The organism is Anaerolineales bacterium (assembly GCA_016928575.1).
Taxonomy (GTDB): Bacteria; Chloroflexota; Anaerolineae; order Anaerolineales; family RBG-16-64-43; genus JAFGKK01.
In genome coordinates, this window is record JAFGKK010000015.1 from 23,684 (window position 1) to 44,028 (window position 20,345).

General features: G+C 63.1%; 18 protein-coding genes. 6 read left to right on the forward strand and 12 right to left on the reverse strand.

Features of this window, described 5'->3' with window-relative positions; all coding sequences use genetic code 11:
* The first annotated feature begins 24 nt into the window (after positions 1 to 24).
* On the forward strand, positions 25 to 807 hold the full coding sequence (locus tag JW929_02290; GenBank protein ID MBN1438212.1) for an alpha/beta hydrolase: 783 nt from the start codon (positions 25 to 27) through the stop codon (positions 805 to 807).
* Between the two features lie 359 nt (positions 808 to 1,166).
* Here the strand turns inward: JW929_02290 and JW929_02295 are convergent, their stop codons facing one another.
* From JW929_02295 to JW929_02325, 7 genes are all read right to left on the reverse strand, one after another.
* Positions 1,167 to 1,790 carry a ribonuclease H family protein gene (locus tag JW929_02295; protein MBN1438213.1) on the reverse strand — a complete coding sequence of 208 codons (624 nt, stop codon included), beginning with the start codon at positions 1,788 to 1,790 and terminating at the stop codon, positions 1,167 to 1,169.
* Positions 1,791 to 1,852: 62 nt separating this feature from the next.
* Positions 1,853 to 2,347, reverse strand: coding sequence for a hypothetical protein (locus JW929_02300; protein MBN1438214.1), 495 nt, complete (start codon positions 2,345 to 2,347; stop codon positions 1,853 to 1,855).
* Positions 2,348 to 2,527: 180 nt separating this feature from the next.
* Complete coding sequence (locus JW929_02305; protein MBN1438215.1) at positions 2,528 to 2,803, reverse strand: hypothetical protein; 276 nt, start codon at positions 2,801 to 2,803, stop codon at positions 2,528 to 2,530.
* A 114-nt stretch (positions 2,804 to 2,917) separates the two neighbouring features.
* Positions 2,918 to 3,658 (reverse strand): DUF4386 family protein, encoded by a 741-nt coding sequence (locus JW929_02310; protein MBN1438216.1) that lies wholly within the window; start codon positions 3,656 to 3,658, stop codon positions 2,918 to 2,920.
* Positions 3,659 to 3,687: 29 nt separating this feature from the next.
* Entirely contained in the window at positions 3,688 to 4,416 is a 729-nt protein-coding gene (locus JW929_02315; GenBank protein ID MBN1438217.1) for a DUF4386 family protein, read from the reverse strand.
* A 249-nt stretch (positions 4,417 to 4,665) separates the two neighbouring features.
* Positions 4,666 to 7,392 (reverse strand): hypothetical protein, encoded by a 2,727-nt coding sequence (locus JW929_02320; protein MBN1438218.1) that lies wholly within the window; start codon positions 7,390 to 7,392, stop codon positions 4,666 to 4,668.
* A gap of 67 nt (positions 7,393 to 7,459) precedes the next feature.
* Positions 7,460 to 8,023 (reverse strand): flavodoxin family protein, encoded by a 564-nt coding sequence (locus JW929_02325; GenBank protein ID MBN1438219.1) that lies wholly within the window; start codon positions 8,021 to 8,023, stop codon positions 7,460 to 7,462.
* 341 nt (positions 8,024 to 8,364) lie between these two features.
* On the opposite strand from JW929_02325, the gene JW929_02330 reads away from it, so the two are divergent.
* Positions 8,365 to 8,892 (forward strand): maleylpyruvate isomerase N-terminal domain-containing protein, encoded by a 528-nt coding sequence (locus JW929_02330; protein MBN1438220.1) that lies wholly within the window; start codon positions 8,365 to 8,367, stop codon positions 8,890 to 8,892.
* 121 nt (positions 8,893 to 9,013) lie between these two features.
* Here JW929_02330 and JW929_02335 read toward each other — a convergent pair whose 3' ends face one another.
* The 5 genes from JW929_02335 to JW929_02355 form a co-directional block, all read right to left on the reverse strand.
* Entirely contained in the window at positions 9,014 to 9,925 is a 912-nt protein-coding gene (locus JW929_02335) for an alpha/beta fold hydrolase (GenBank protein MBN1438221.1), read from the reverse strand.
* A 164-nt stretch (positions 9,926 to 10,089) separates the two neighbouring features.
* Positions 10,090 to 12,600, reverse strand: coding sequence for an excinuclease ABC subunit UvrA (uvrA, locus tag JW929_02340; GenBank protein MBN1438222.1), 2,511 nt, complete (start codon positions 12,598 to 12,600; stop codon positions 10,090 to 10,092).
* Between the two features lie 337 nt (positions 12,601 to 12,937).
* Positions 12,938 to 13,324, reverse strand: coding sequence for a VOC family protein (locus JW929_02345; GenBank protein ID MBN1438223.1), 387 nt, complete (start codon positions 13,322 to 13,324; stop codon positions 12,938 to 12,940).
* A 252-nt stretch (positions 13,325 to 13,576) separates the two neighbouring features.
* Positions 13,577 to 14,638, reverse strand: coding sequence for a hypothetical protein (locus tag JW929_02350; protein ID MBN1438224.1), 1,062 nt, complete (start codon positions 14,636 to 14,638; stop codon positions 13,577 to 13,579).
* Between the two features lie 123 nt (positions 14,639 to 14,761).
* Entirely contained in the window at positions 14,762 to 15,523 is a 762-nt protein-coding gene (locus JW929_02355) for a MerR family transcriptional regulator (protein MBN1438225.1), read from the reverse strand.
* Positions 15,524 to 15,830: 307 nt separating this feature from the next.
* Here JW929_02355 and JW929_02360 point away from each other — a divergent pair, with 307 nt between their 5' ends.
* The 4 genes from JW929_02360 to JW929_02375 all read left to right on the forward strand — a co-directional run bounded on the left by JW929_02360 (position 15,831) and on the right by JW929_02375 (position 19,922).
* A complete protein-coding gene (locus tag JW929_02360) occupies positions 15,831 to 16,520 on the forward strand; it encodes a TetR/AcrR family transcriptional regulator (protein MBN1438226.1) in 690 nt (229 codons plus the stop codon).
* Positions 16,517 to 17,713 carry an ABC transporter permease gene (locus JW929_02365; GenBank protein ID MBN1438227.1) on the forward strand — a complete coding sequence of 399 codons (1,197 nt, stop codon included), beginning with the start codon at positions 16,517 to 16,519 and terminating at the stop codon, positions 17,711 to 17,713. The genes JW929_02360 and JW929_02365 overlap by 4 nt, the downstream gene beginning before the upstream one ends.
* Positions 17,714 to 17,857: 144 nt before the next feature.
* Complete coding sequence (locus JW929_02370; protein ID MBN1438228.1) at positions 17,858 to 18,802, forward strand: ABC transporter ATP-binding protein; 945 nt, start codon at positions 17,858 to 17,860, stop codon at positions 18,800 to 18,802.
* 1 nt (position 18,803) lies between these two features.
* A complete protein-coding gene (locus JW929_02375; protein ID MBN1438229.1) occupies positions 18,804 to 19,922 on the forward strand; it encodes an ABC transporter permease in 1,119 nt (372 codons plus the stop codon).
* The last annotated feature ends 423 nt before the right edge of the window (positions 19,923 to 20,345 follow it).

Below are 20,345 nucleotides of genomic sequence, written 5' to 3' on the forward strand. Positions count from 1 at the left end.
AAAATATATTCAACCAAGGCAGGAATGGAAAATTTCAGATTGTACGGAAAAGCCCCCTATTGCATCGCCGTTCTGCACGGCGGACCCGGCGCGCCGGGCGAGATGGCGCCGGTCGCGCGCGAGTTGGCATCCGCTCGGGGCGTGCTCGAACCTCTGCAGACAAAAGACACTCTGGAAGGCCAAATCCAGGAATTGCGCGAAGTCCTTCAAGCCCGTGCGGAACTTCCCGTTTCGCTGATCGGCTGGTCGTGGGGCGCCTGGCTCGGCTACCTTCTCGCGGCGAGGTATCCGCCGCTGGTGAAGAAACTCATCCTTGTCGGAAGCCCGCCATTCGACCACCGCTTTGCCGCGCAGGTCGAGGAAAACCGGATGAGTCGCTTGAACGAGGAAGATCAGCGTGAAGCGACGCGGACCCTGAAACGGTTGAGCGACATTTCCGGGCAAAGCCACCAAACCTCGCTCGCGCGTCTGGGAGTGCTTTTCTCCAAGACGGATAACTTCCGCCCGCTTCCGCTTCCGGATGAAACGATCAAACTCGAATTTAATATTTATCGCGCCGTTTGGCGCACCGCGTCGGAAATGCGCCGCAACGGGAATTTGCTGGGACTCGGAAAGCGGATCCGCTGTCCGGTCGTCGCGATCCACGGCGATTACGATCCGCATCCGGCGGAAGGCGTACAGAATCCGCTCGAATCCGTCCTCTCGGATTTTCGGTTCCTCCTTCTGCCCAAATGCGGACATGAGCCGTGGCGGGAGAAGGAAGCACGAGCCAAGTTTTTTTCGGTATTGTCGCGGGAGTTGGAGTAACAGATTCCACGAAGGATCCGAAGGAAAATCTGTAAGCCGCAAAGCTTTGTTGCTACTCAGCTGGCGATCGTCATGCCGGCGCCCGCCCTCGGCGCGTTCTTTGCCGGGGGTGAAATTAGCCGGCATCCAGCAAAGCTGTAAAAAAACTGGACCCCGGCTTCGAATCCCGCTTCCCCCGCTTCCCCCGCTTCGCGAGGGCAGGCGCGAAGGCGGGGAAGCCGCGCCGGGGTGACGGACAAAACCGATAACACTGGTGATGTTATGCCGAGGTTATTCAGTCGAAATAAGCTGCCTGAGCAGTAACAAAGCTTTTTGATTTCTTTTTTTTGGGTGGGGGGGTCTTCGTGTGCTTCGCGGAATTATTTCCTCCCAAAATCCGCCGGACTCTCCCCCCACTCCCCGGTCTTCCACTTGCGCACTTCGTTCGGATAGGAATGGACGCGCAGCCATTCTTCGGCGCGGTCGATGAGGTCGAACACCACCCGCGTTTCCTCCGTGCGCGTCAGCTTCGTTTTGCAGCGCTTCTGCCCAACCCACCCGATTGCCTGGACCGAATCGCTGTAGATCGGCCAATCCCGTCCGCGTTGGGACAGGTACGCTAAAGCATGCACGATCGCCAGGAACTCGCCGATGTTGTTGGTTCCCCCCGCGATCGGCCCCCGGCGGAACAGTTCGCGCCCCTCCCCGACGCGCACGCCGCGGTATTCCACCGGGCCGGGATTGCCGGAACAGGCCGCGTCGACCGCGATCGAATCCGGCGCCGGCCCGCCGCTTCCTCCGCGGGAAAGCGCGGCGGCGCGGGATTGCCCGTTGCGGTATTCTTCGTAGCTTCCGCGAAACGCCCGCTCGGCCAGTTCGCGGGATTCGAACGCCATGTACTGCGCGCCCGCGTGCCCGCTCACCTGCGCCGAACATTCCCGCCACGAGGCGAACACCCCGCGCCGGCGGCCCTTCCAGACGACGTAGTATTTTTCCTTGGCCATAGGATGCCAATTCCGTGCTCAAAAACCGGAATTGCCATCAAATTCTACTGCATATCGACTGACTATCCGGAAACCAGTTTCCCGGATAGGGCTTCGGCCCAGGCGCGGATCTTGGTCCAATTCCGGTGATCCCCTTGGGGGAGCAGCGCCATCGGTAACCGTAACAGAATTGGGACGGTCTTCAATTCAAGCTTGCCCGCGAAATATCCCTCGTCTACCGTCGGCGCCATCGCGCGGACCGGGTCCAGGCGCTTCCGGCCCTCCGTACGGGCGGAATCGCTCAGCGCCATCCCCATGCTCATGACGAAAATAGCGAACGGCTTGCGCCGGAGTTCCGTTTGATGAATGCGCACGAACTCGATGGCTTCCGGGAGCCATTTGCCGTGGATCGGACTGCCCGCGACGACGGCCGTGTAGGGGCCGACATCCGTGATTTCTTTGACCGGGCGCACGTCCACCTGCGCGCCGCGCTCCGCGAGGATCCGGCCGATCTCGGCCGCCACCTCGGCGGTGGAACCCGCGTAGGTCGCGTAGGCGACCAGAATGTGTCGTTCCATGGAATTTCCTCCAAATGAAAAACTGGGCGGATCCACGGCCGGGGGATCGGAATTCGCCAAAGCAACCCCGCCGATTCCGCAGGCGGCCGCTCCAGCGGCCGCGGTGCCGATGCAGCCGATTTTCAACAAATCCCGTCGGGTGAGATGTTTGGTAGGCATAGGTCCCTTCCTAGGACTCCCTCACCCCTCTCCCTTCTCCCAGCCCCTGCTTGTGTTCATAGGGCTGGGAGAGGGGCTGGGAATGAGGGGAAGAATGATGACTGCGAAAAGATGAATTCCCCTCGCATGCAGGTGCCGCAGAAGGCCGATCAATCCCGATTGATCGGTCCGCACCTGGATCCGGGTGGCGTTCGCTTCGGTTCGTTCCACCGTCACCGGCAAAGGGCTTCCGGCGTTGAGATCCTCCCCGTCAATCCGGCCGTGCACATCAATGCGGTATGTGTGAAGGTTATCCATGCGTTCCTCCGCCGTTCACCCCCCCTCCGTCCCTCCAAATTCCAAAGGAATTTGGAGGGAGAAGAGGAAGGATCCCCCAACTTCGCTTGGGGAGAAAGAAGGGATGTGCTCCGTTCATTCCCCGTCAGCTTCTTCTGGCTTGGCGTAAAGGGAGATTCCTCCGGCGAACTGCAGCAGTTGCCGGCCGACAAGGATGTTGTAGACCATCAGCGCCAGCGCCGAACAAATTGAGAGGAACAATCCGACAACCGGAATGAACAGCGTGAAATCGAGCACACTCGAGAGCATGCGCACAGAGGGGATGGTTTTCCCGAAAAGTCTGCTTTTCAGCATGACGATCGAGAGGATCAGGCCGTTTATCGATCCGAGGAAATAGCACACCCAGTAGGCGGTGCCGTGCCACACGGCGAGCATCGATTCCCCGGCCGCGAGGAAAACCGCCCGCTGGTCTTCCGTCGACGCCGCGGCATATTCGCCGCTGAGATAGAGCATCTCAAACGCCGGCCGGGCGGTGAACACCGCCACGGTCGCAAGCAAACTCAAGGCGATGGAGATCACGGCCAGGTCCGGATCCGTCTTCCGCACGGCGAAATACAGCGCCAGCGAGTGCGGAACGGCGAGAATCCCATACACCAGGAAGAGGAATTCGAACGACAGCAAGCCCAGCAACGGATTTTTTCCGAACAACTCGAACCACCCGAGCGCGGTATCGGGGGGCGGCTGGATGGCGAAAACGGCGATTTGAACCGGGACGACCGCCACCATCAGGAGGGTGGAAATCCCGCCGATGCGATACAGCCGGGCCCACTTTGCTTCCCCGGCGGCCGATTCCCTTTGCGGCATCCTATGGCTCATTGCAGCCTCCATCTCTCATCCGCCCGGCGTCAACCTGCGGGGTTGCCCCATCCCAGGCGGTAAAAATCGCGCGCCATCAGGATGTACCAGGCGATTCCGGCGGCGGTTCCCGCAAGCGTCAAGACCACGCCGACCGCCGGCAGGAAGAATCCCAGGCCGACGACGGAAAGCAAAATTCCCGTCCAGGCAGTCGCCCGGCTGAAGGATCGGCTGCGCAGCATGAGCAGCGAACTGATCAGGCTGGAAACGGTGATCAGGAATTGCGACGCGATCCAGTTCGTCCCGTTGAACAACGCATGCAGCGCCTCCCCGGCCGCCAAGTATTGCAGACGGGCCGTTTCTCCCTCCGCGGCGGAGTATTGATCGCTGAGATACGCCATTTCCGCCACCGGGCGCGCCGCGAACCACAGCCCGACTCCCAACAATCCCGCCGCCAGGGCGATCAACGCATACGATTCGTTGACCCGTTTAAGCGCCGCATACAGCGCCAGTGTCGAGAGGGCCATCACCGGCAGCAGGATCGGAACCATCAGATCCAGCGAGAGCAATCCGCCCAGCCGGTCGGCCTGCAACGCGGCGAAGACGTCCGACACCGCGGCGCGTCCGGGCGTATACGGCCAGATAAAATACACCAGCACCGCGACGGCGATCACCGTGGGAAACGCGGCGCTGGCCGCGAAGCCGATCCGATACAGATCCCTCCATTTCGGTTCCGGCGCTCCGCGATCGGAGTCTGACGCGGGTTGTTTCGGATTCATTGGATTCTCCTATTCCAGGATCCGGCGGCTTTCCTTCCAAAACTGCATTGGGCGGGACCCTTTGATCTTGATGCTACCCAGGAAAAACAAAACGCAGATCACATGAAAATGTGATCTGCGGGGGAAACGCTATGTGATTTTACGACGATCGGGCAGTACGGCGGTCGAGTAGCGGTCTTTGCGTGCCAAGACCACCGATGGGGCGGGGTTTCTCGAAATGATCCGAATAGTCCCGCCTGCCCGTCCGGCTTACAGAATCCTCAACTGATGGGCGGTTTCGATCGCTCGGGTGCGGTTATTCACCCCCAGCTTTCCGTAGATCGCTTTGACGTGCGAGCGCACGGTGTTCAGCGAGACGACCAGCCGCTCGGCGACTTCCTCATACCGGAGTCCTTCGGCGATCAGCCGCAGGACTTCGCGTTCGCGTTCGGTGAGGAGACCCAAGCCTTCCGCCTCCGCTGCCTGCTTGGCGGCCCCGGATTCGGCGAAGGCGGCCAGCACGGCCCCGCAAAATGTCCGTTGCGTTTTGGATAGGCGCCCGTCAGCCAACAGGCCCGACAAGGCTTCGCGGGCGGGCGCGCCTTCTTCGATGAACGCGCTGATCATCCCTTCCGGCTCGGCCAACTCCAGCGCCCGGCGATAATCCGCCCGGCTTTGGGCTTCGTTCCCCGAGGCGGAATGAATCCGGGCGCGCAGGAGCAGGATTTCGATCGCGAAGGGCACGTATCCGTTCCGCAGCGCTTCCCCTGCCAGCCGGCCGGCCAACGCCACGCCGGATTCCGCGTCCGTTCCCTCCCGTCCGGCGAGAACTCGGTGAAGCAGGATCCGCAGCGCGACGGCGGAAAGCGCCGCCCACGAGCGGGGGTTGACCGCGTTCGCCTCTGGTTCGCCGCAGGAAAAACCGCCCTCGAAGGAGAATCCCTCCGCCGCCAGGAGCGCTTCCGCCTCCGGCAGACGGCCCTGGGCCAGATACACGCGCGCCTGCTGGGCGATCACCTCCTCGCGGACGACCAACGCCGCGACGGACTGCATCAGCCGAGCCGACTCCAAAATTTCCCTCTCCGCTTCATCCAGATTCCCTTCGATTTGATGCAGGCGCGAAAGAACCACGCCGTAGTACAGCTTGGAGTCGCTGAACCCGCTGACCGCGCTCACCTGGATCGCCCGCCGGAACTCGCGGTCGGCGTCCTCAAGCCGGTGCCAGGAATAATAGATGGTCCCCAACTCCCCATACAAAGCCTGGCTGGCGGGCGAAAGGACGCCCGCGCGCCGCATGCGTTCGATCGCCCGCGCGGCGACCTCGTGCGCGAAATGCAATTTCCCGTGGGTCACGGCCAGCAATCCGAGGCCGGTGACGCCCAGCAGATCGTAGGCCGAATTCTCCCGCCGCCGGCTTTCCCCGATGATCTTTTGGTAGGCTTCCTCGGCCCGGTCGTAATCCTCCATAGCTTCATACGCGCCGGCCAGCGCCAAGAAAGACAGGCAGGCGGTCTGAAAATCCCCGGCCGGGGCGATCGTCCGCGCCTCTTGGGCGAGGCGCAGGCTTTCCTCCGGGCGGCGCTGGGCGCTCTGCATCATCGATTGGAGGGCGAGCCATTTTGCCCGCAGGGAAGGATCGGAAGCTTCGCCGCTTTGGGATTCCGAAAACAATTCATGCAGGCGCCGGACGTGCTGCACCAACCGTTCGTACTCCCGGCGGATCATGAGCATCCAAAGGAAGGCCAGGTTGGCGCGGATGCTGCGCTCGAACCACTCCGGAGGAATGGAACGCATCCAGCCGTCGACCGTCTTGATGTGCCAGCGCATCACCAAGTCCATGGCGTGGGCTTCGATCAGCCGCACCGCTTCTGCGTAATCCGCCGCCGCCAGGTAGTGCCGGATCGCCTCGTCGGGGAGGTCCGCCCGCTCGTACCATCCCGCGGCCCGCCGGTGCCATCCGGCGACCTCCTCCTTGGCCAGCGCGGCCGTCCGATCGCGCAACAGGTCGGCGAACAGCGCGTGGTACCGGTACCAGCGCCGCTCCTCGTCCAACGGAATCAGAAACAGGTTGGCGCGGTGCAACCTTTCCAGTTGATCCGCGCCGTCCTCTCCGCCGGTAACCGAATCGCACAACCCTCCGGTGAGTTTTTCCAGGATCGCAGTCTGCAGAAGAAAACGCCGGGTTTTTTCGGACTGCCGGTTGAGAACTTCCTCGGCGAGGTAGTTGAGGATGTGGCGGCGGCCGCCGCCCAAGGAGTTTATGATCCGCGACGGATCGGAGCGGTCCTTGATCGACAGCGCCGCCAGATGCAGCCCGACCGGCCACCCTTCCGTCCGTTCCTCCAGCGCGCCGACCTCGTGCTCGCCGAGGGAGAGATCCATGACGCCGTTAAGGAAAGACGCCGTTTCGGCGGAGTCGAAGCGCAGGTCCGCCGCGCGGATCTCCGTCAGCCGGCCGCCGGCGCGCAGGCGGGCCAGCGGCAAGGAGGGATCCTCGCGGGTGAGGATGACCAGATGCAGGGGATCGAGCGGTCCCGCAATCAGCTTTTCCAAAACGCGGAGAATGAGGGGGTCCTGGATCACCTGGAAATCATCCAGGACGATTAGGAAGCGCCCTTCGATCTCGAGAACGTCGTTCCCGAGGGTGGTTACGAGGATCTCTTCCGGCGGGAGCTGTCCGGCCTGGAGCACGCCCTCGATCTCCCGGCCGATGTTTTCATCCACTCCCTGCAAGGCGGCGACGAAATAGGAGAAAAAACGGCCGGGGTCGTCGTCCGCGGAGTCCAGGGAAAGCCAGACGGCGGGCGCGTTCAGCTTCTCCAGCCATTCGAGGATGCAGGTCGTTTTTCCGAACCCGGCCGGCGCCGAGACGAGCGACACCCGCCGGCCTTCCTCCCAGCCGGCCTTCAGCCGCGCCACAAGCTGCGGACGCGCCACGCGTTTGGGGGAGAGTGCGGGAGGGCGGAGCTTGATCGCTTGCAGGGCGGAGGTCAACATGGCATTAATCGATCACACGGTCGTTTTTCGCGGAAGCCTTTTTTAGGATTATATCCCGTGCCGGTGTTTATCTGGAACCGTTGGCGAGCAACGGGCCCAGCCCGCCCGCCTCCGCCATCCACTCCGGCGCGTCCCGAACCTGGCCTTTGCGCGCCATTCCCGGGACGATCACGCTTCCGATCAGCCCCATTTCCAGAAAGGACAGGCTCTTTTCGAAGAAGGCCGTCACCAACGCCGCCGTTTCGGGATTCTCCTCCTCGAAGGGGATGGCGAGGACCGCCGATTTTCCGCGGACGCGCCCCCGGTTCGCCGGACAATTGAAATACACGAAGCGGTCGATGAAGCATTTCATCAGCGCGGTGGGGCCGTACCAATAGACCGGCGTGCCGAAGACGAACGCATCGGCCGTTGCGATTTTCGAATAGAGCTCGTTCATGTCGTCCATCCGGCTGCAGGGCTTGCCGTTCCAGCAGGCGTGGCAGCCGATGCACTCCCGGATGTTCAACTCGCCGAGCAAAACCTCTTCGGTTTCCGCGCCCGCCGCGCGCGCCCCTTCGAGGATCCGTTCCACCAGGAGGTGAGTATTTCCCCGTTTGCGCGGACTGCCGACGACACCGAGGATTTTCCTCACCCGTCATCCTCCGAAATTGGGGTTAATCTCCACCGGCGGGTCGCTGAAAAAAGGCAAAAAGTTAGTTGAGCAGACCTGGCGATATGCCAGGGCGCATCGAAACCACCGGCGTTTATCGCGGTCTCGCTCGGCTTGTTCGGGCTGGGCCGGGGCGGCCCGGCCTTTTCAGCCCCCTGGCAGTCTATCCGTTCCGCGGTTCATCCTATCACAATCGGCATCGGACCGGATTTGAATCTCGCCCCCTTTTTTATTACAGTAGAGGCGTATAGACCACGGAGGAATCCTCCGCCTTCCATCCTCCGCTCCATCTGCGGCGGAGCCAGTCAATCGAAAGGATGAACATGGCCAAGCCAAAGCGCGATCCGACAACCGCATCCGGGTTTTTCCTCCGCGAAGAAGCGGCCTGGCAATCCTTGAAGGGATTATGGGCCGGCTTGCCGGATAGGGACCTGACCCGCCCCGGCGCCTGCGGGACGTGGAGCGTTAAGGACGTCATGAATCACATCGCTTCATGGATGGCGGCCGCGCGCGAGGTGATTCCGATGCGCCTCGCCGGCCGTACCCCGCCCAAGGGCGAATACGCGATTTCGACGTTCAATCCGCTGCACTACGCCCGCTACCGGAGGTTTCCGCTTGCCGCCAGCAAGCGCCGCCTGCAACGCAACCGCAGACTTTTATTGGCGCTGCTCGCAAGCTTGCCCGAGCGCCGTCTACTGGATTCCAAGAGCCGGATAGGTTCTTGGGCGAAATACAGCACGTACGCCCACTACGAGGAGCATCTGCGGCCGCTGACCGCGTTTCGGCACACGAGATTGGGGGATACGGTGAAAGAGAAAAAGCCGGGAAAGCGAAAACCCGCGGGCCGTTGATTGGTCCTTCGTTTCCCTCGCGGCGCAAAGCGCCCGCGACGCCGAGGAATGCCCCTCCGGGACAGCGGGTCCATCATCCTCTGAGTTCGCCCGACTGAGTTTCCCCTCCGTACTCCGAAAGCTATCCCGGCGCTTCGGAAAAGAATTCCATCAGCCCGGCATTCACGCGGGCGGGATTGTCGTATTGCAGTAAATGGCCGGCCGCCGGCACGATCTCCGCCGCGGCCAGGTTGGCCAGCAATTCCCGCGACCTCTTGACGACCGCCTGCGGATCGCACAACTGCTCGTGCGCTCCCTCCAGGACCAGCACCGGAGCCCGTACGCGCCGCAGTTCGGAAGCCGGCAGCGGCGGGAACAAAGACAAACCGTCTAGGGTCTGCTTCCATCCCTTCACCGGCCGGTAATGTTTGAGAATGAGGAACATGGCCTCGGCGCAACGACCGTCCATCGCGCGGCCCTGGACTCCGAATAAGGCAAGCGCGAATTTCCGCATCTTTTCGTCGGACGGTTTCCACAGATTGATCCCCAGGGGGAAGACGCGGCGGACAATGCTCCAACGGATCCCTGAGATCTCGATCGGGCTGAGCAGAGCCAGGCGGTTTACGCGCTGCGGCGCATATCCCGCGAAGCGCAGAACCAGCCGCGCACCGAACGACATCCCCGCGAGGTCCGCCGAGTCGATGCCGAGGGCGTCGAGGACATCCTCGATCCATTCCGAGAAGCTGTCGTCGCGGTAAGAAAGCCAAACCGGATCGCTTTTCCCCATCTGGCCGATGACGTCCAAAGCGTACACCCGGTGCCGACGGACCAGCGATTCCAGCAAGGGTTCCCACAACATCGCGTTGCCGCCCATGCCCTGCACCAGGACCAGCGGACGGCCCTGCTCACGCCCGGCGGCAAGCATGTGCGTCTTTCCGAAACGGGTCGGTACGGTCCGGCATTCGTGCGGGAACGGAAGCCGGGCCCGGGTTTCCTCATACCAAGCCCGCATGGCGTCTGCGCCGCGGACGCCAAGAGTCAAAGCCTTCTTCATGGGATTTCTCTTTCCCCCATCCAGAGCAAAAACTGCGGAAGTCATCAACGGCCTTACGGTGCGGAACGGCGTCCAAACGGCGGAATGTGGCTACAGCCGTTCAATCGCCCAAAGTGCGATGAAAAAGGCGTTGGGCGGCGTCATAGCCCTTTTTTACCGGCCCGTCAAACATCGACGGCGTTTCGCAACCACTTCCCCGTCGCCGAGTTTTCCGCCGCCGCTACCTGCTCCGGAGTCCCCTGCGCCACGAGGTATCCGCCCGCGTCTCCCCCTTCCGGACCGAGGTCGATCACCCAATCGGCGCAGTGGACGAGCTCCAGGTTGTGCTCGATGACCGCGACCGTGTTCCCGGCGCCGACCAGCCGGTGGAGCAGGGCGACCAGTTTTGCCGCGTCGGCCGCGTGCAGGCCCGTCGTCGGCTCGTCGAGCAGGTAAAGCGTGCGCCCGCCGCCGCGTTTGCCGAGCTCCTTGGCCAGCTTGATCCGCTGCGCCTCGCCGCCCGAAAGCGTGTTGGCGGGCTGGCCCAGCGGCAGGTATCCCAATCCGACCTCCATCATTAATTCCAGCCGCGAAGCCGCATCCGGGACGTCCTTGAAAACCTCGGCGACCTCTTCGATCGTCATCGCGAGGACCTCCGAAATATCGCATCCGTTGTAGCGGACCGCGAGGGTTTCCGGCAGAAAGCGTCCGCCGCGGCACGCGGGGCACCTTACCTCGGCGTGCGGCAGGAGCTGCATCGGCACCAATAGGACGCCGGCGCCTTCGCAGCGTTCACAGCGGCCGCCCGGAACGTTGAAGGAGAAGTGGCGCGGAGAGAATTTCCGTTTGCGCGCCTCGGGCAGGGCGGCGAACGCCTCGCGGATCGGGGTGAAAGTGTCGGTGTAGGTGGCGGCGTTGGAGCGCGATGAGCGGCCGATCGGGCTTTGGTCGACGGTGATGATCCGCTCGAAATTCTCCCAGCCGTCGATCGAATCGTGCGTTCCGGCCGCGTCCTCGGTCCCGGAATACCGCTTGCGCGCCGCGGGATCGAGAATGTCGAATAACAGCGTGGACTTGCCGGATCCCGAAGGGCCGGTGACCGCGGTGAAAAGCCCGACCGGCAGGGAGACGGTCAGGTTTTTTAAATTGTGCTCCCGCGCCCCGCGGATGACGAGCGCCTTCCCGTTCAAAGGCCGGCGCGGCCGGGCCGGCATGGAGATCCGGCCGGACAGTAATTTCCCGGTGGCGGTTTCGCCCGCGGCCACCCGATCCGGCGGGCCGGCGGCCACAACCTTCCCGCCCAGCCTTCCCGCGCCGGGGCCGATTTCTACCAGATGGTCCGCGGCGCGGATCATCTCCAGGTCGTGTTCGATCACCAGGACCGTGTTTCCCAGATCACGAAGCCCGCGCAGGATGGCGATCATCCGTCCGGTGTCGCGCGGATGCATCCCGATCGTCGGTTCGTCGAGCACGTAGAGCACGCCGGTCAAGCCGGATCCGAGCAGCGCCGCCAACCGCAGCCGCTGGGCCTCGCCCGCCGACACCGTCGGCGAGGATCGCTCGAGCGTCAGGTACCCGACCCCGACGTCGACCAGGCGGCGTATCCATGCTCGCAAATCGTCCAGGATCGGCGCAAGAACGGGGGAAGCCTCCGGCGGGACCGCGCCGGTCAGTCCTTCGAGCCATACGGATAAACCGGCGATCGGCATTCGCGCGGCTTCGACGATCGACTTACCCTCGACCGTCACCGCGCGGCTTTCTGGCTTCAACCGCGTCCCGCCGCAATCCGGACATGTCTGCCGGATAAGGAACTTCTCCACCTTCTCGCGGTAGGCTTCGTCCTGGATGTGGGCGGCGTGCCGGCGTAGAAGATTCGTCGCCACGCCCTCGAACATCCCCTGGGCGTTGGTCTTGGCGGGTTTGAGTTTCGGAAAATGCCTGCGGAAGCGCGGATCCTCCACGCCGAAGAACAGCAGGTCGCGCGCGGCATCGTTCCATTTGCGAATCGGATCTTCGAGGTCGAGCGGAAATCCGTAGTACTTCGCCGCCGCTCGCAGCTTCTTGGAATAGTGGTTGACATACCACTCCTCCCAGCCCGTGATCGCGCCTTCGGCGATCGTCTTCGTCTCGTCCACCAGCTTGGAAAGGTTGGCCGCGGCGGTCACGCCCAACCCGGTGCACGCCGGGCAGGCGCCGTCGGGTTTATTGAACGAAAAATCCGCCATCGAGAGCTCGGGGACGGATTTGCCGCAGTGCGGGCAGTCGGACGAGCCTTGGCCGCCGCTTTCGTCGCTCCAATCCACTTGGAGGGGCAGGTAGGACGGTTCAACAGATTTCCCGCAGTGCGGGCACGGACGGCGGCCCAACCGCGCAAACAGCACGCGCAGGTAGGTGAACACCTCGGTCGCGGTCCCGACGGTCGAGCGCGGGCTGTGGTTGGTGATCTCCTGGCCGATGCTGATCGACGGCGAGAGCCCCTCGATCCGGTCGAGCGGCGGCTTGTTCTGGTGGGTCACCATCCCAAGCGATTCGAGGTATTGGCGCTGGCCCTCCTTGTGGAGGATGTCGAACACCAGCGTCGATTTTCCGGATCCCGAGAGGCCCGAAAACACGATCAGCTTGTTCTTCGGCAGGTCGAGGTCGAGGTTCTTGAGATTGTGCAGCCGCGCCCCGCGGATGCGGATCTGCTCGGACATAATTCTCCTTTTCACCGCCTCGCCCCCTCCTCTGTCCTCCCCCGTTTAGCGGACTTCGCTAAACGGGGGAGGACAGAGGAGGGGGCTCTACCCCATTCTATGCTTTTCCCCTGCATCTCCATCACGATCAACGCCGTCCGCCCGGTACGATCCATCTTCCGGCGGATGTACTCCGCGGCCGCGCGGTTGCCGGGCGATCCGACATAGCGGACCCCGATCCGGACGGCGAGTTCCCGCAAGTGTTTAGTGACTTCTTTTTGGAGATTCACGGCCCCCGCCCTTCACGTTTATTCACCATCATACAACCCTGGTGTGAAAATGGAGGGATCTGCCAGGGTCATTTTTCACCCATCCATTGCTCGATCGCGAAATGGTTGCCTTCCGGATCCTCCACCCAAAGAATCCGCACCACGCCCTCGACGGTCTCCAAGGGTCCGGTTTTTACGCCCTTAGAGTTAAGCGCTGCCGCCACCCCATCCAGATCGTCCGTCCGCAGGAACAGCCGCGCCGCCTTTTGAATCGGCTTTTCCGTTCCGGCCCGGCTGAGCGCCAAGCGCGCTCCCGGCACGGGCAGGGCGAATTCGGCGTGGCAGTCGCCTCCCCGGAATACCATCTCCAATCCCAGGACGTCCTGGTACCAGGCTGCGGCGCGCGGGAGATCATGTACGTCGTATTCGAACATCACCGTATCGTTGCGAATCCGGTCGCGGATGTTGGAATTCATATCGTCTCCAATCTGAAATATGTCATGGGCCGGCGTGGGTTGACCCGGTTTCCTCATTCCAATAAAAATTCTACAGCCCTGGTGGGCAATTGGAGGGTTTGGGGAGCGGAGAATTCCGCCGGCGAGGCGCCGGCCCGTATATGGCTGGCCAGGATGCGTCCATCGGCATGGATGTCATTGCGAGTTTGTCCTCGCGAAGCGGGGGCGGGGCTCGCAAAGACATGCATGGCGGCCTTGGCCGCCCCCCCCCGGTTAGGGAAGGATCTCTCCGGTGTATACCGCTTCGAAGGCGCTCCCCGGGACGGTCTTCAATTGATTCAAATCCTCGTCGTTCCAGCGCGAGTCGGTCTCTCCGGTGATGAACCAACTGGATCCGTTGTCGGCCACGATCAGCCCGTAGCGCTTTAACGCTTCCAGGATCACGCGCGCGTCCCCGGTGAAGCGCGAAACGTCGTAATCCGCGCGCAGGCGCAGCCGCAATCCCATCGGCGGCAGGTCGGGATTCATGGCCCGGCTGGCGAAGTGGGTGGCGGGGCGGATGTATCCCCGGTACGTTTCCTTCACCGTCACCCGCAGGGCGTGGCGGATCGCGCCGGTTTGCACTTCATCGTAGCGCGCCAAGCCGGGCAGGATTGGCAGGCCGGCGGCGTCGGCCGAGGTCCAGCCGTCCGGCCGCAAGGCGTTGCTGGAAAGGTCGAAGATTGCTCCCGACCCCGCCTGCCAGCCGCTTCCCGCGCGGCGGGCATGATAGAGTTCGTACAGTCGGCATTCCCCCGATGCCAGCACCAGCAAATGTCGGTCCGAACCGGATTCGACGCGCGCGTCGGAAGGAATCGGGTAGGGGCCGGGATCGCTTTCGTCGCCGTATTCGACGAATTCCACTGGAACGCGCGTCTGTTCGTCCGGCGCCACGTTGATCGGAATTCCGTATTCCGGATTGGAGCCGAAATCGGCGTGGAGGTGCGCATCGGCGCCGATCGATTCGATGTAGGCCGCCGACCGCGGATGGACCGGCGCGGCCGAGATATCCCGGTTCCAGGGATTGTCCGGCGGGAACAGCCGGCATCCGCCCAAAATCGGAACCTCGGCGGCGGCTTCCACCGTCGTTTCCCCGGGAACGATCCGCGCCGCTTCCGCCGCCGGAGACCCTTCCGGAATGGCGACCGTCGTGGAAAACGAAGTGGCGCTCGGCGACGGGCGAACGCTTTCGATAATATGCGGTGAGTCCGCGGCCGTGCTGATCCGGCAGGCGAAAGCGAGACATGCGGCGGCGCCGCCGAGGCCGGCGCGCCGGATACTCAGCTTGACGTTCATAGTTATCTTCCCGTTATAATTCAGTCATCGGTGTTTTCCCGCCCCCCTTTCACCCCCATCCCACAGGACGGGATGGGGAACATGATCCTGGGGGGTATACGGACCGGGCTTTGCCTCCCTTGGCTATTTGAAAATCCGGTTCATCTTGCGAAGTTGCGCGAGGATTTTTCGGGCGCGGGCTTCCTGCTCGGCGAGCGTCGACAGCCAGCGGTCGGCCGCCCACAGCACGTCCTCCTCGGGGCGGGGGGTGTCGAGCACCCGGCGGAGCTTTTTTCCGCCGCCGGAATCCAGGTGGCGCATTGCGCGCAGGACGGCCATGGTGCTGTATCCGGCGCGCAGCAACATGCGGATCACCCTCAGCCGACCGATCTCCTTCGCCCCGTATTCGCGGTAGCCGTTGTGCGGGTTGCGCGGCACGCGCAGCAGGCCGTTGCGCTCCCAGTTGCGCACCGCGTCCACGGTCGAGTCGACCTCTTTGGCCGCGGCGAGAATTGTGAGCGGGGCGGCGCGCCGCTCGGGCTTCCGTCCGTTCACCCATTTTTCCAGGTACGCGGCCGCGGTTTCCGCTTGGGCGCGTTCGGCCTTCACCAAACGGATGTGGTTTCCGGCCAGCCGGACCGCTGCGGGCAGGCTGCCGCCGGCCGAGGACCGGACCAATTCGATCGCCGATTTGCGGATCCGTCCTCCGGGCCAGCCGCCGTGCAGGGCCATCCGCGCCAGCTTCATCTGCTCCAGATGGTAACGGGTGTACACGCGGTATCCGTTGGGCAGCCTCCGGACCGGCGGCAGGAAGCCCCACCGCTCGTACACCCGCACCGTGTTCGGATGCACGCCGGCGGCGCGGGCGACTTCGGAAGTGCGAAACGTCTCTGTCGTTCTCTTCATGGTAGGGGACAATCCCTCAGACAAATATACCTCACTTATTGTCCCCACTCTTTCTGTACCGGGGTGCTGAAGAAGGCCGGCTGGGCTTGCCCCGCTGTACGTTGCGAAGCCGGGGGTAGCCCGCGCTCGTTGCGGGCATAGCCGGCCCCCGAATTATCGTTTTCCCCTCGCTCTCCCTGCTGGGATCCAACGCCATTCCTTTTACCAACTTTTCCACCACCCCGCTAAGGAAGGATTTGCTCACCTCCCTTGACATATGAACCTATTGTTCATATAATATGAACCTATGGTTCATGATGAAATACCAATGGAGTTCGAACTCATCCTTCCCGATCTCGAGAACGAAGATTCGGTCACCCGCACCTTCCGGCGGCTGGATCCGGACAAGCGGCAGGCGATCCTCGACGCGCTGTTCGAGGAAGCCGCCGAAAAGGGGCCCTCCCGGCTGAACATCAAGCAGGTGGCCGAACGGTCCGGCGCTTCGATCGGCTCGCTCTATCAATATTTCGGCAGCCGGGAAAACCTTGTCCGGTTCTTCACCAAAATCGCCGTCGAGTCGATGGTCGCCATGCTGCGGATGGGGGCTTCCTACTACAAAGGAAAGCCCCTGCGCCAAGCGCTGCGATCCTACATCCTCGACGGCATCCGCATGTGCCGGTCGCAGAAGTCGTTGACCCGTTTCCTGATCCTGTCGGCGTATCAGGGCGACGCCCAAACCGGAGAATCGGTCGTGCGACCGATCGCCGTCGTGATGCGGGAAGTCGTGCAGGAGATGCTGTGCGACGGGATCCGTCGGGGCGAAATCCGCGCCGACATCGACCTCGAAGCGGCGGCGCGGGCCGTCAACGTCCTGTTGATCGCGCTGGGCGACAGCCAGATCCACCCCGACTTGAACACGTATTTTCAGGTGTCCGGGTCGGCCGTCGCGTTTGAACGGACTCTGGACGCGGCTCTGGACATGATCTTCCGCGGCCTTTCCCCGGAGGCGTCGGCATGAAGGTTTCATCGCGCGGCGGTCTTGTGCCGGATATCCTCCGCATCGCCCGCAAGACGCTGGTCGAATACTGGCGCGAGCCGCAGTTGTTGTCGTTCCTCCTCGCCGGTCCCCCGTTTTTGGTTCTGTTGTGGTATGTCATCTTCCTCCCGGCCAAGGACCGCCTGGGCGATTTTCTGAAAATCCAGGTGGTCAACCGGGATTCGGGCTTGGAAGGAGCGGGCTTGGTGGACATGCTGCGCGCCGTCGAATTCGAGGGGAAGCCGGCCTTGGATGTGAAGTCCATCGGCGGCGAAGCCGACGGATTGATCTCGCTCCGCGAAGCCAAAGCCGCCCTGCTGTTGATCATCCCGGAGGATTTTTCAGCGGCCTTGGAGGCGGCGAGGACCGGGGGCGCGACGACTCCCGCGACGGAGATCGTGTACATCGGCGACCCGTCGAGCTACAACTACGTCTTCGCCAAGGGGTTTGTCGAGCCGTACGTGCGCGCCTACATCCAAACGCAATCCGGGAAGACGCCGCTGATCTACGGCAGGTTTACATTCCTCCCCGGTACGGGGACCAGTTCCGATTTCGACGCGGCCGTCCCCGGATTGCTCGTCTTCAGCCTGCTGTTCCTGATCATTTCCAGCGCCTCCTCGCTGGTTCAGGAGGAAATGCACCGGACCCTCTCGCGCTTCCGGCTGGCGCGCGTGAAGGCGTTTGCGCTGGTGGCCGGGATCGGCCTGGCGCAATTGGCCCTGGCTCTCGTGGAAGTCGCGGCCGGGTTCCTCGCCGCCGTCGCCCTCGGCTACGGGCAGGGTACGGATTGGCTGCAGCCGGCGCGGATTCTGATGCTGTGCGGAACAGCGCTGCTGTTCGCTCTGCCGGTCATCGGGCTGGGGTTGATCACCGCCGCCTTTTCGCGAAACGACGGAGACGCCGCTTCGCTCGGCTCGATCCTCCTCGTGCCGCTGGTTTTCCTCTCGGGGATCCTTTTTCCGATGCCGGCCGTACCGTTGTTCGCCGTCGGCGGCCGGACCGTCGGGCTGTACGATCTTTTTCCGTCCACGCTGGCGTCGGAGGCCATCCGCAAGGCCGTCACGCTGGGCGATCCTGCCGCGTTGGTGTTTCCGGTGGTCGGGATGCTGCTGCAGAGCGCGGTCATCCTGTGGATCGGCGCGGCGCTGTACCAGCGCAGGAAATTGAGGGTATGACCATGTCTTTGCGAGGGGCCTAAGGCCCCGAAGCAATCTCCGGTTTTCGAAGTAGGGATGAGATGGCTTCGTCGCTTCGCTCCTCGCAATGACATACTTCCGTGTGATAACGACCCTGTGGCAAAGAACCGATAAGGATCAATCATGACCGACTTCGTCCTGCAAACCACCCGTCTCGCCAAACGCTTCGGCTCCGTCCAAGCGGTCAAGGACCTCAGCCTCGAGATCCGCGCGGGAGAGGTGTTCGGTTTCCTCGGCCCCAACGGCGCCGGCAAGACCACGTCGATCAACATGATCTGCGGTTTGATCGCCCCGGATTCCGGCGAGGTGCGGATCCACGGGGAATCGATCCGCGGCAACGGAGGAATCACCCGGAGGATCGGCGTCTGTCCGCAGGACATCGTGCTGTGGGAGCGGCTGACCTGCCGCGAGCAAATGATCTTCATCGGCGAAATGTACGGACTGCCTGCGAGAACCGCCCGGGAGCGCGCGGACCTGCTCCTGGCGGAGATGAACCTCGAGGAGAAACGCAACGCCCAGGCGCGGACGCTTTCCGGCGGGCTTCAGCGCCGGTTGAACTTGGTGATGGCGCTGGTCCACGATCCGGAGATCGTGATCCTCGATGAACCGGAAGCCGGATTGGATCCGCAAAGCCGCGTGCGTGTCCGGCAATACATCCAATCCCTCGCCCGGCGGAAGACCGTCATCCTCACCACCCACAACATGGACGAGGCCGACCGGGTGGCCGACCGGATCGCGATCATCGACCACGGCGAGCTGCTGCGCACGGGGACGCCCGGCGAGCTCAAGCGCACGATCGGCGAGGGCGACGTTGTGGAAATTCGGCTGGAAGGCGATCCGCCGCAATTGGCGGCCGCTTTGGCCGCCGCGCGGGCCGCCGACCCGCGCGCCGACGCCCGGTTGGAGGCGGACCTGCTCTCGGTGCGGATGCTCGACGCGGTGGGAAGGGTCCCGGACCTCGTGGAATCGATCCGCCGCTCGGGGGCCCGCGCCGCGGAGATGCGCATCCGCGAGAACACGCTCGAAGACGCCTTCCTCCAACTCACCGGCCGGAGGCTGCGGGAATAGCATGAAACTGCTGGCCGTCGCCCGCAAGAGCCTGGTCGAACTGCTGCGCGAGCCGATGCTGCTCGGCATGGTCCTGCTAACGCCGCTGATGTTTTTGCTCGTCTATGGATTCGCCTACCAGACTCCCCACTTAAAAACCTACCGGGTACTGGCGATCGTGAACGCGCCGGCCGGGAACGGCGCGCTCGATGGCCTGCGGGCGCTGGAATATCCCGACGGCCGCCCTGTTTTTACCATCGAGACCGACTCAGATTATTCCGCCGCCGATCGAGCCCTGCGCGACCGGACGGCGGCCGCGCTGCTGATCTTCGATCCGGCCGCCGACGGGCTGCCCTTTGCCTACACCATCCGCGGAGACGCCCTGTTCAACGACTTTCTGACGTCTTCGGCGATCCTCGAGAGCCGGCTGAGCGAATACCTTCTCGAAGCGATCGGCGTTGCGTTGCCGGTCCGCCAGCGGCAGGAAGCCATCCCTGCGACAAGTTTCCGGGCCCGCACCGATTTCACCGTCTACGCGCCGGGCCTGCTGGTCTTCAGCATCCTGTTCCTCATCCCGCAAACGGCCCTGCTGCTCGGCCGCGAGATGCGCACCCGCACCATCCGGCGTCTCAGGCTCAGCCCTGTGTCGGGGCCGGAGTTGCTCGGCGGGATCGCCCTTTCGCAACTGGCGATGGCGGCCGTGCAGATCGCGCTGGTGATGGGCGGGATGATCCTATTCGGATTGGATTATTCCCGCGCCGCCATACCGATTTTTCTCGGCGCCTTTCTGACCGCCGTGTCCGCCGTCGGGGCCGGCCTGATCGTCGGCTGCCTGGTCCAGAACGACAGCCAGGCGGTCAACCTCGGGGCAACGGTCACGATGCTTCAGGTGTTCGTCTCCGGATCCTTCTTCCCGATGCCCGCTCCGCCGCTGTTCCACCTCTTCGGACACGAGATCGGATGGAACGACGTCTTCCCCGCCACCCATGCCATGACCGCGCTGCAACAGGCGGTCCTTTACGGATCCGACCTCGGGCAGATCGGATTCCGCCTGGCCGCGGCGGCGGCGCTTTCGGCGGCCTTCTTCATTGCCGGCGCGTGGTTATTCCAATGGAAGGTAATGCGGTATTCGGCGGGTTGAGGTTCCGGAGCAAAGGGGCATTCTTACGGGGATCGTAGCGGGGCTTCGCATCTTCTTCCAGGCGGACGCCCGGAACCCGCGGCGCGGTATGCGTTTGGCCGGCTTTCCCCATCCCAAGGCATTCCTTTTAATGCAATCGGCGCTCACGCTTGCGCATTTGCGGTGAAGAACCTCGGCCTGCGGCCGATCGCCGCCACCACGACCCGGTAGACGGCCAGGAACAAGACATTCCCCCCGGCGAACAAATACAATGCCATTGGTCAAATTCGACTCCCATCACTTCCGGCGGCGATCCCATGGATGATATGGAGGTTGTCGCGTCCCAGGTTGTCGGGAATGCGGGATGAGAAAATCGGTGAAAACAGGGGAATATTCGGGAATCGCAAACCGTGTTTCAAAAATAACACCGGATTGTCACCTCCC

Coding starts and splice junctions, on each gene's coding strand:
- JW929_02290 (MBN1438212.1), top strand. CDS start 25: ATGGAAAATTTCAGATTGTACGGAAAAGCCCCCTATTGCATCGCCGTT.
- JW929_02295 (MBN1438213.1), bottom strand. CDS start 1,790: ATGGCCAAGGAAAAATACTACGTCGTCTGGAAGGGCCGCCGGCGCGGG.
- JW929_02300 (MBN1438214.1), bottom strand. CDS start 2,347: ATGGAACGACACATTCTGGTCGCCTACGCGACCTACGCGGGTTCCACC.
- JW929_02305 (MBN1438215.1), bottom strand. CDS start 2,803: ATGGATAACCTTCACACATACCGCATTGATGTGCACGGCCGGATTGAC.
- JW929_02310 (MBN1438216.1), bottom strand. CDS start 3,658: ATGAGCCATAGGATGCCGCAAAGGGAATCGGCCGCCGGGGAAGCAAAG.
- JW929_02315 (MBN1438217.1), bottom strand. CDS start 4,416: ATGAATCCGAAACAACCCGCGTCAGACTCCGATCGCGGAGCGCCGGAA.
- JW929_02320 (MBN1438218.1), bottom strand. CDS start 7,392: ATGTTGACCTCCGCCCTGCAAGCGATCAAGCTCCGCCCTCCCGCACTC.
- JW929_02330 (MBN1438220.1), top strand. CDS start 8,365: ATGGCCAAGCCAAAGCGCGATCCGACAACCGCATCCGGGTTTTTCCTC.
- JW929_02335 (MBN1438221.1), bottom strand. CDS start 9,925: ATGAAGAAGGCTTTGACTCTTGGCGTCCGCGGCGCAGACGCCATGCGG.
- uvrA (MBN1438222.1), bottom strand. CDS start 12,600: ATGTCCGAGCAGATCCGCATCCGCGGGGCGCGGCTGCACAATCTCAAG.
- JW929_02345 (MBN1438223.1), bottom strand. CDS start 13,324: ATGAATTCCAACATCCGCGACCGGATTCGCAACGATACGGTGATGTTC.
- JW929_02350 (MBN1438224.1), bottom strand. CDS start 14,638: ATGAACGTCAAGCTGAGTATCCGGCGCGCCGGCCTCGGCGGCGCCGCC.
- JW929_02355 (MBN1438225.1), bottom strand. CDS start 15,523: ATGAAGAGAACGACAGAGACGTTTCGCACTTCCGAAGTCGCCCGCGCC.
- JW929_02360 (MBN1438226.1), top strand. CDS start 15,831: ATGGAGTTCGAACTCATCCTTCCCGATCTCGAGAACGAAGATTCGGTC.
- JW929_02365 (MBN1438227.1), top strand. CDS start 16,517: ATGAAGGTTTCATCGCGCGGCGGTCTTGTGCCGGATATCCTCCGCATC.
- JW929_02370 (MBN1438228.1), top strand. CDS start 17,858: ATGACCGACTTCGTCCTGCAAACCACCCGTCTCGCCAAACGCTTCGGC.
- JW929_02375 (MBN1438229.1), top strand. CDS start 18,804: ATGAAACTGCTGGCCGTCGCCCGCAAGAGCCTGGTCGAACTGCTGCGC.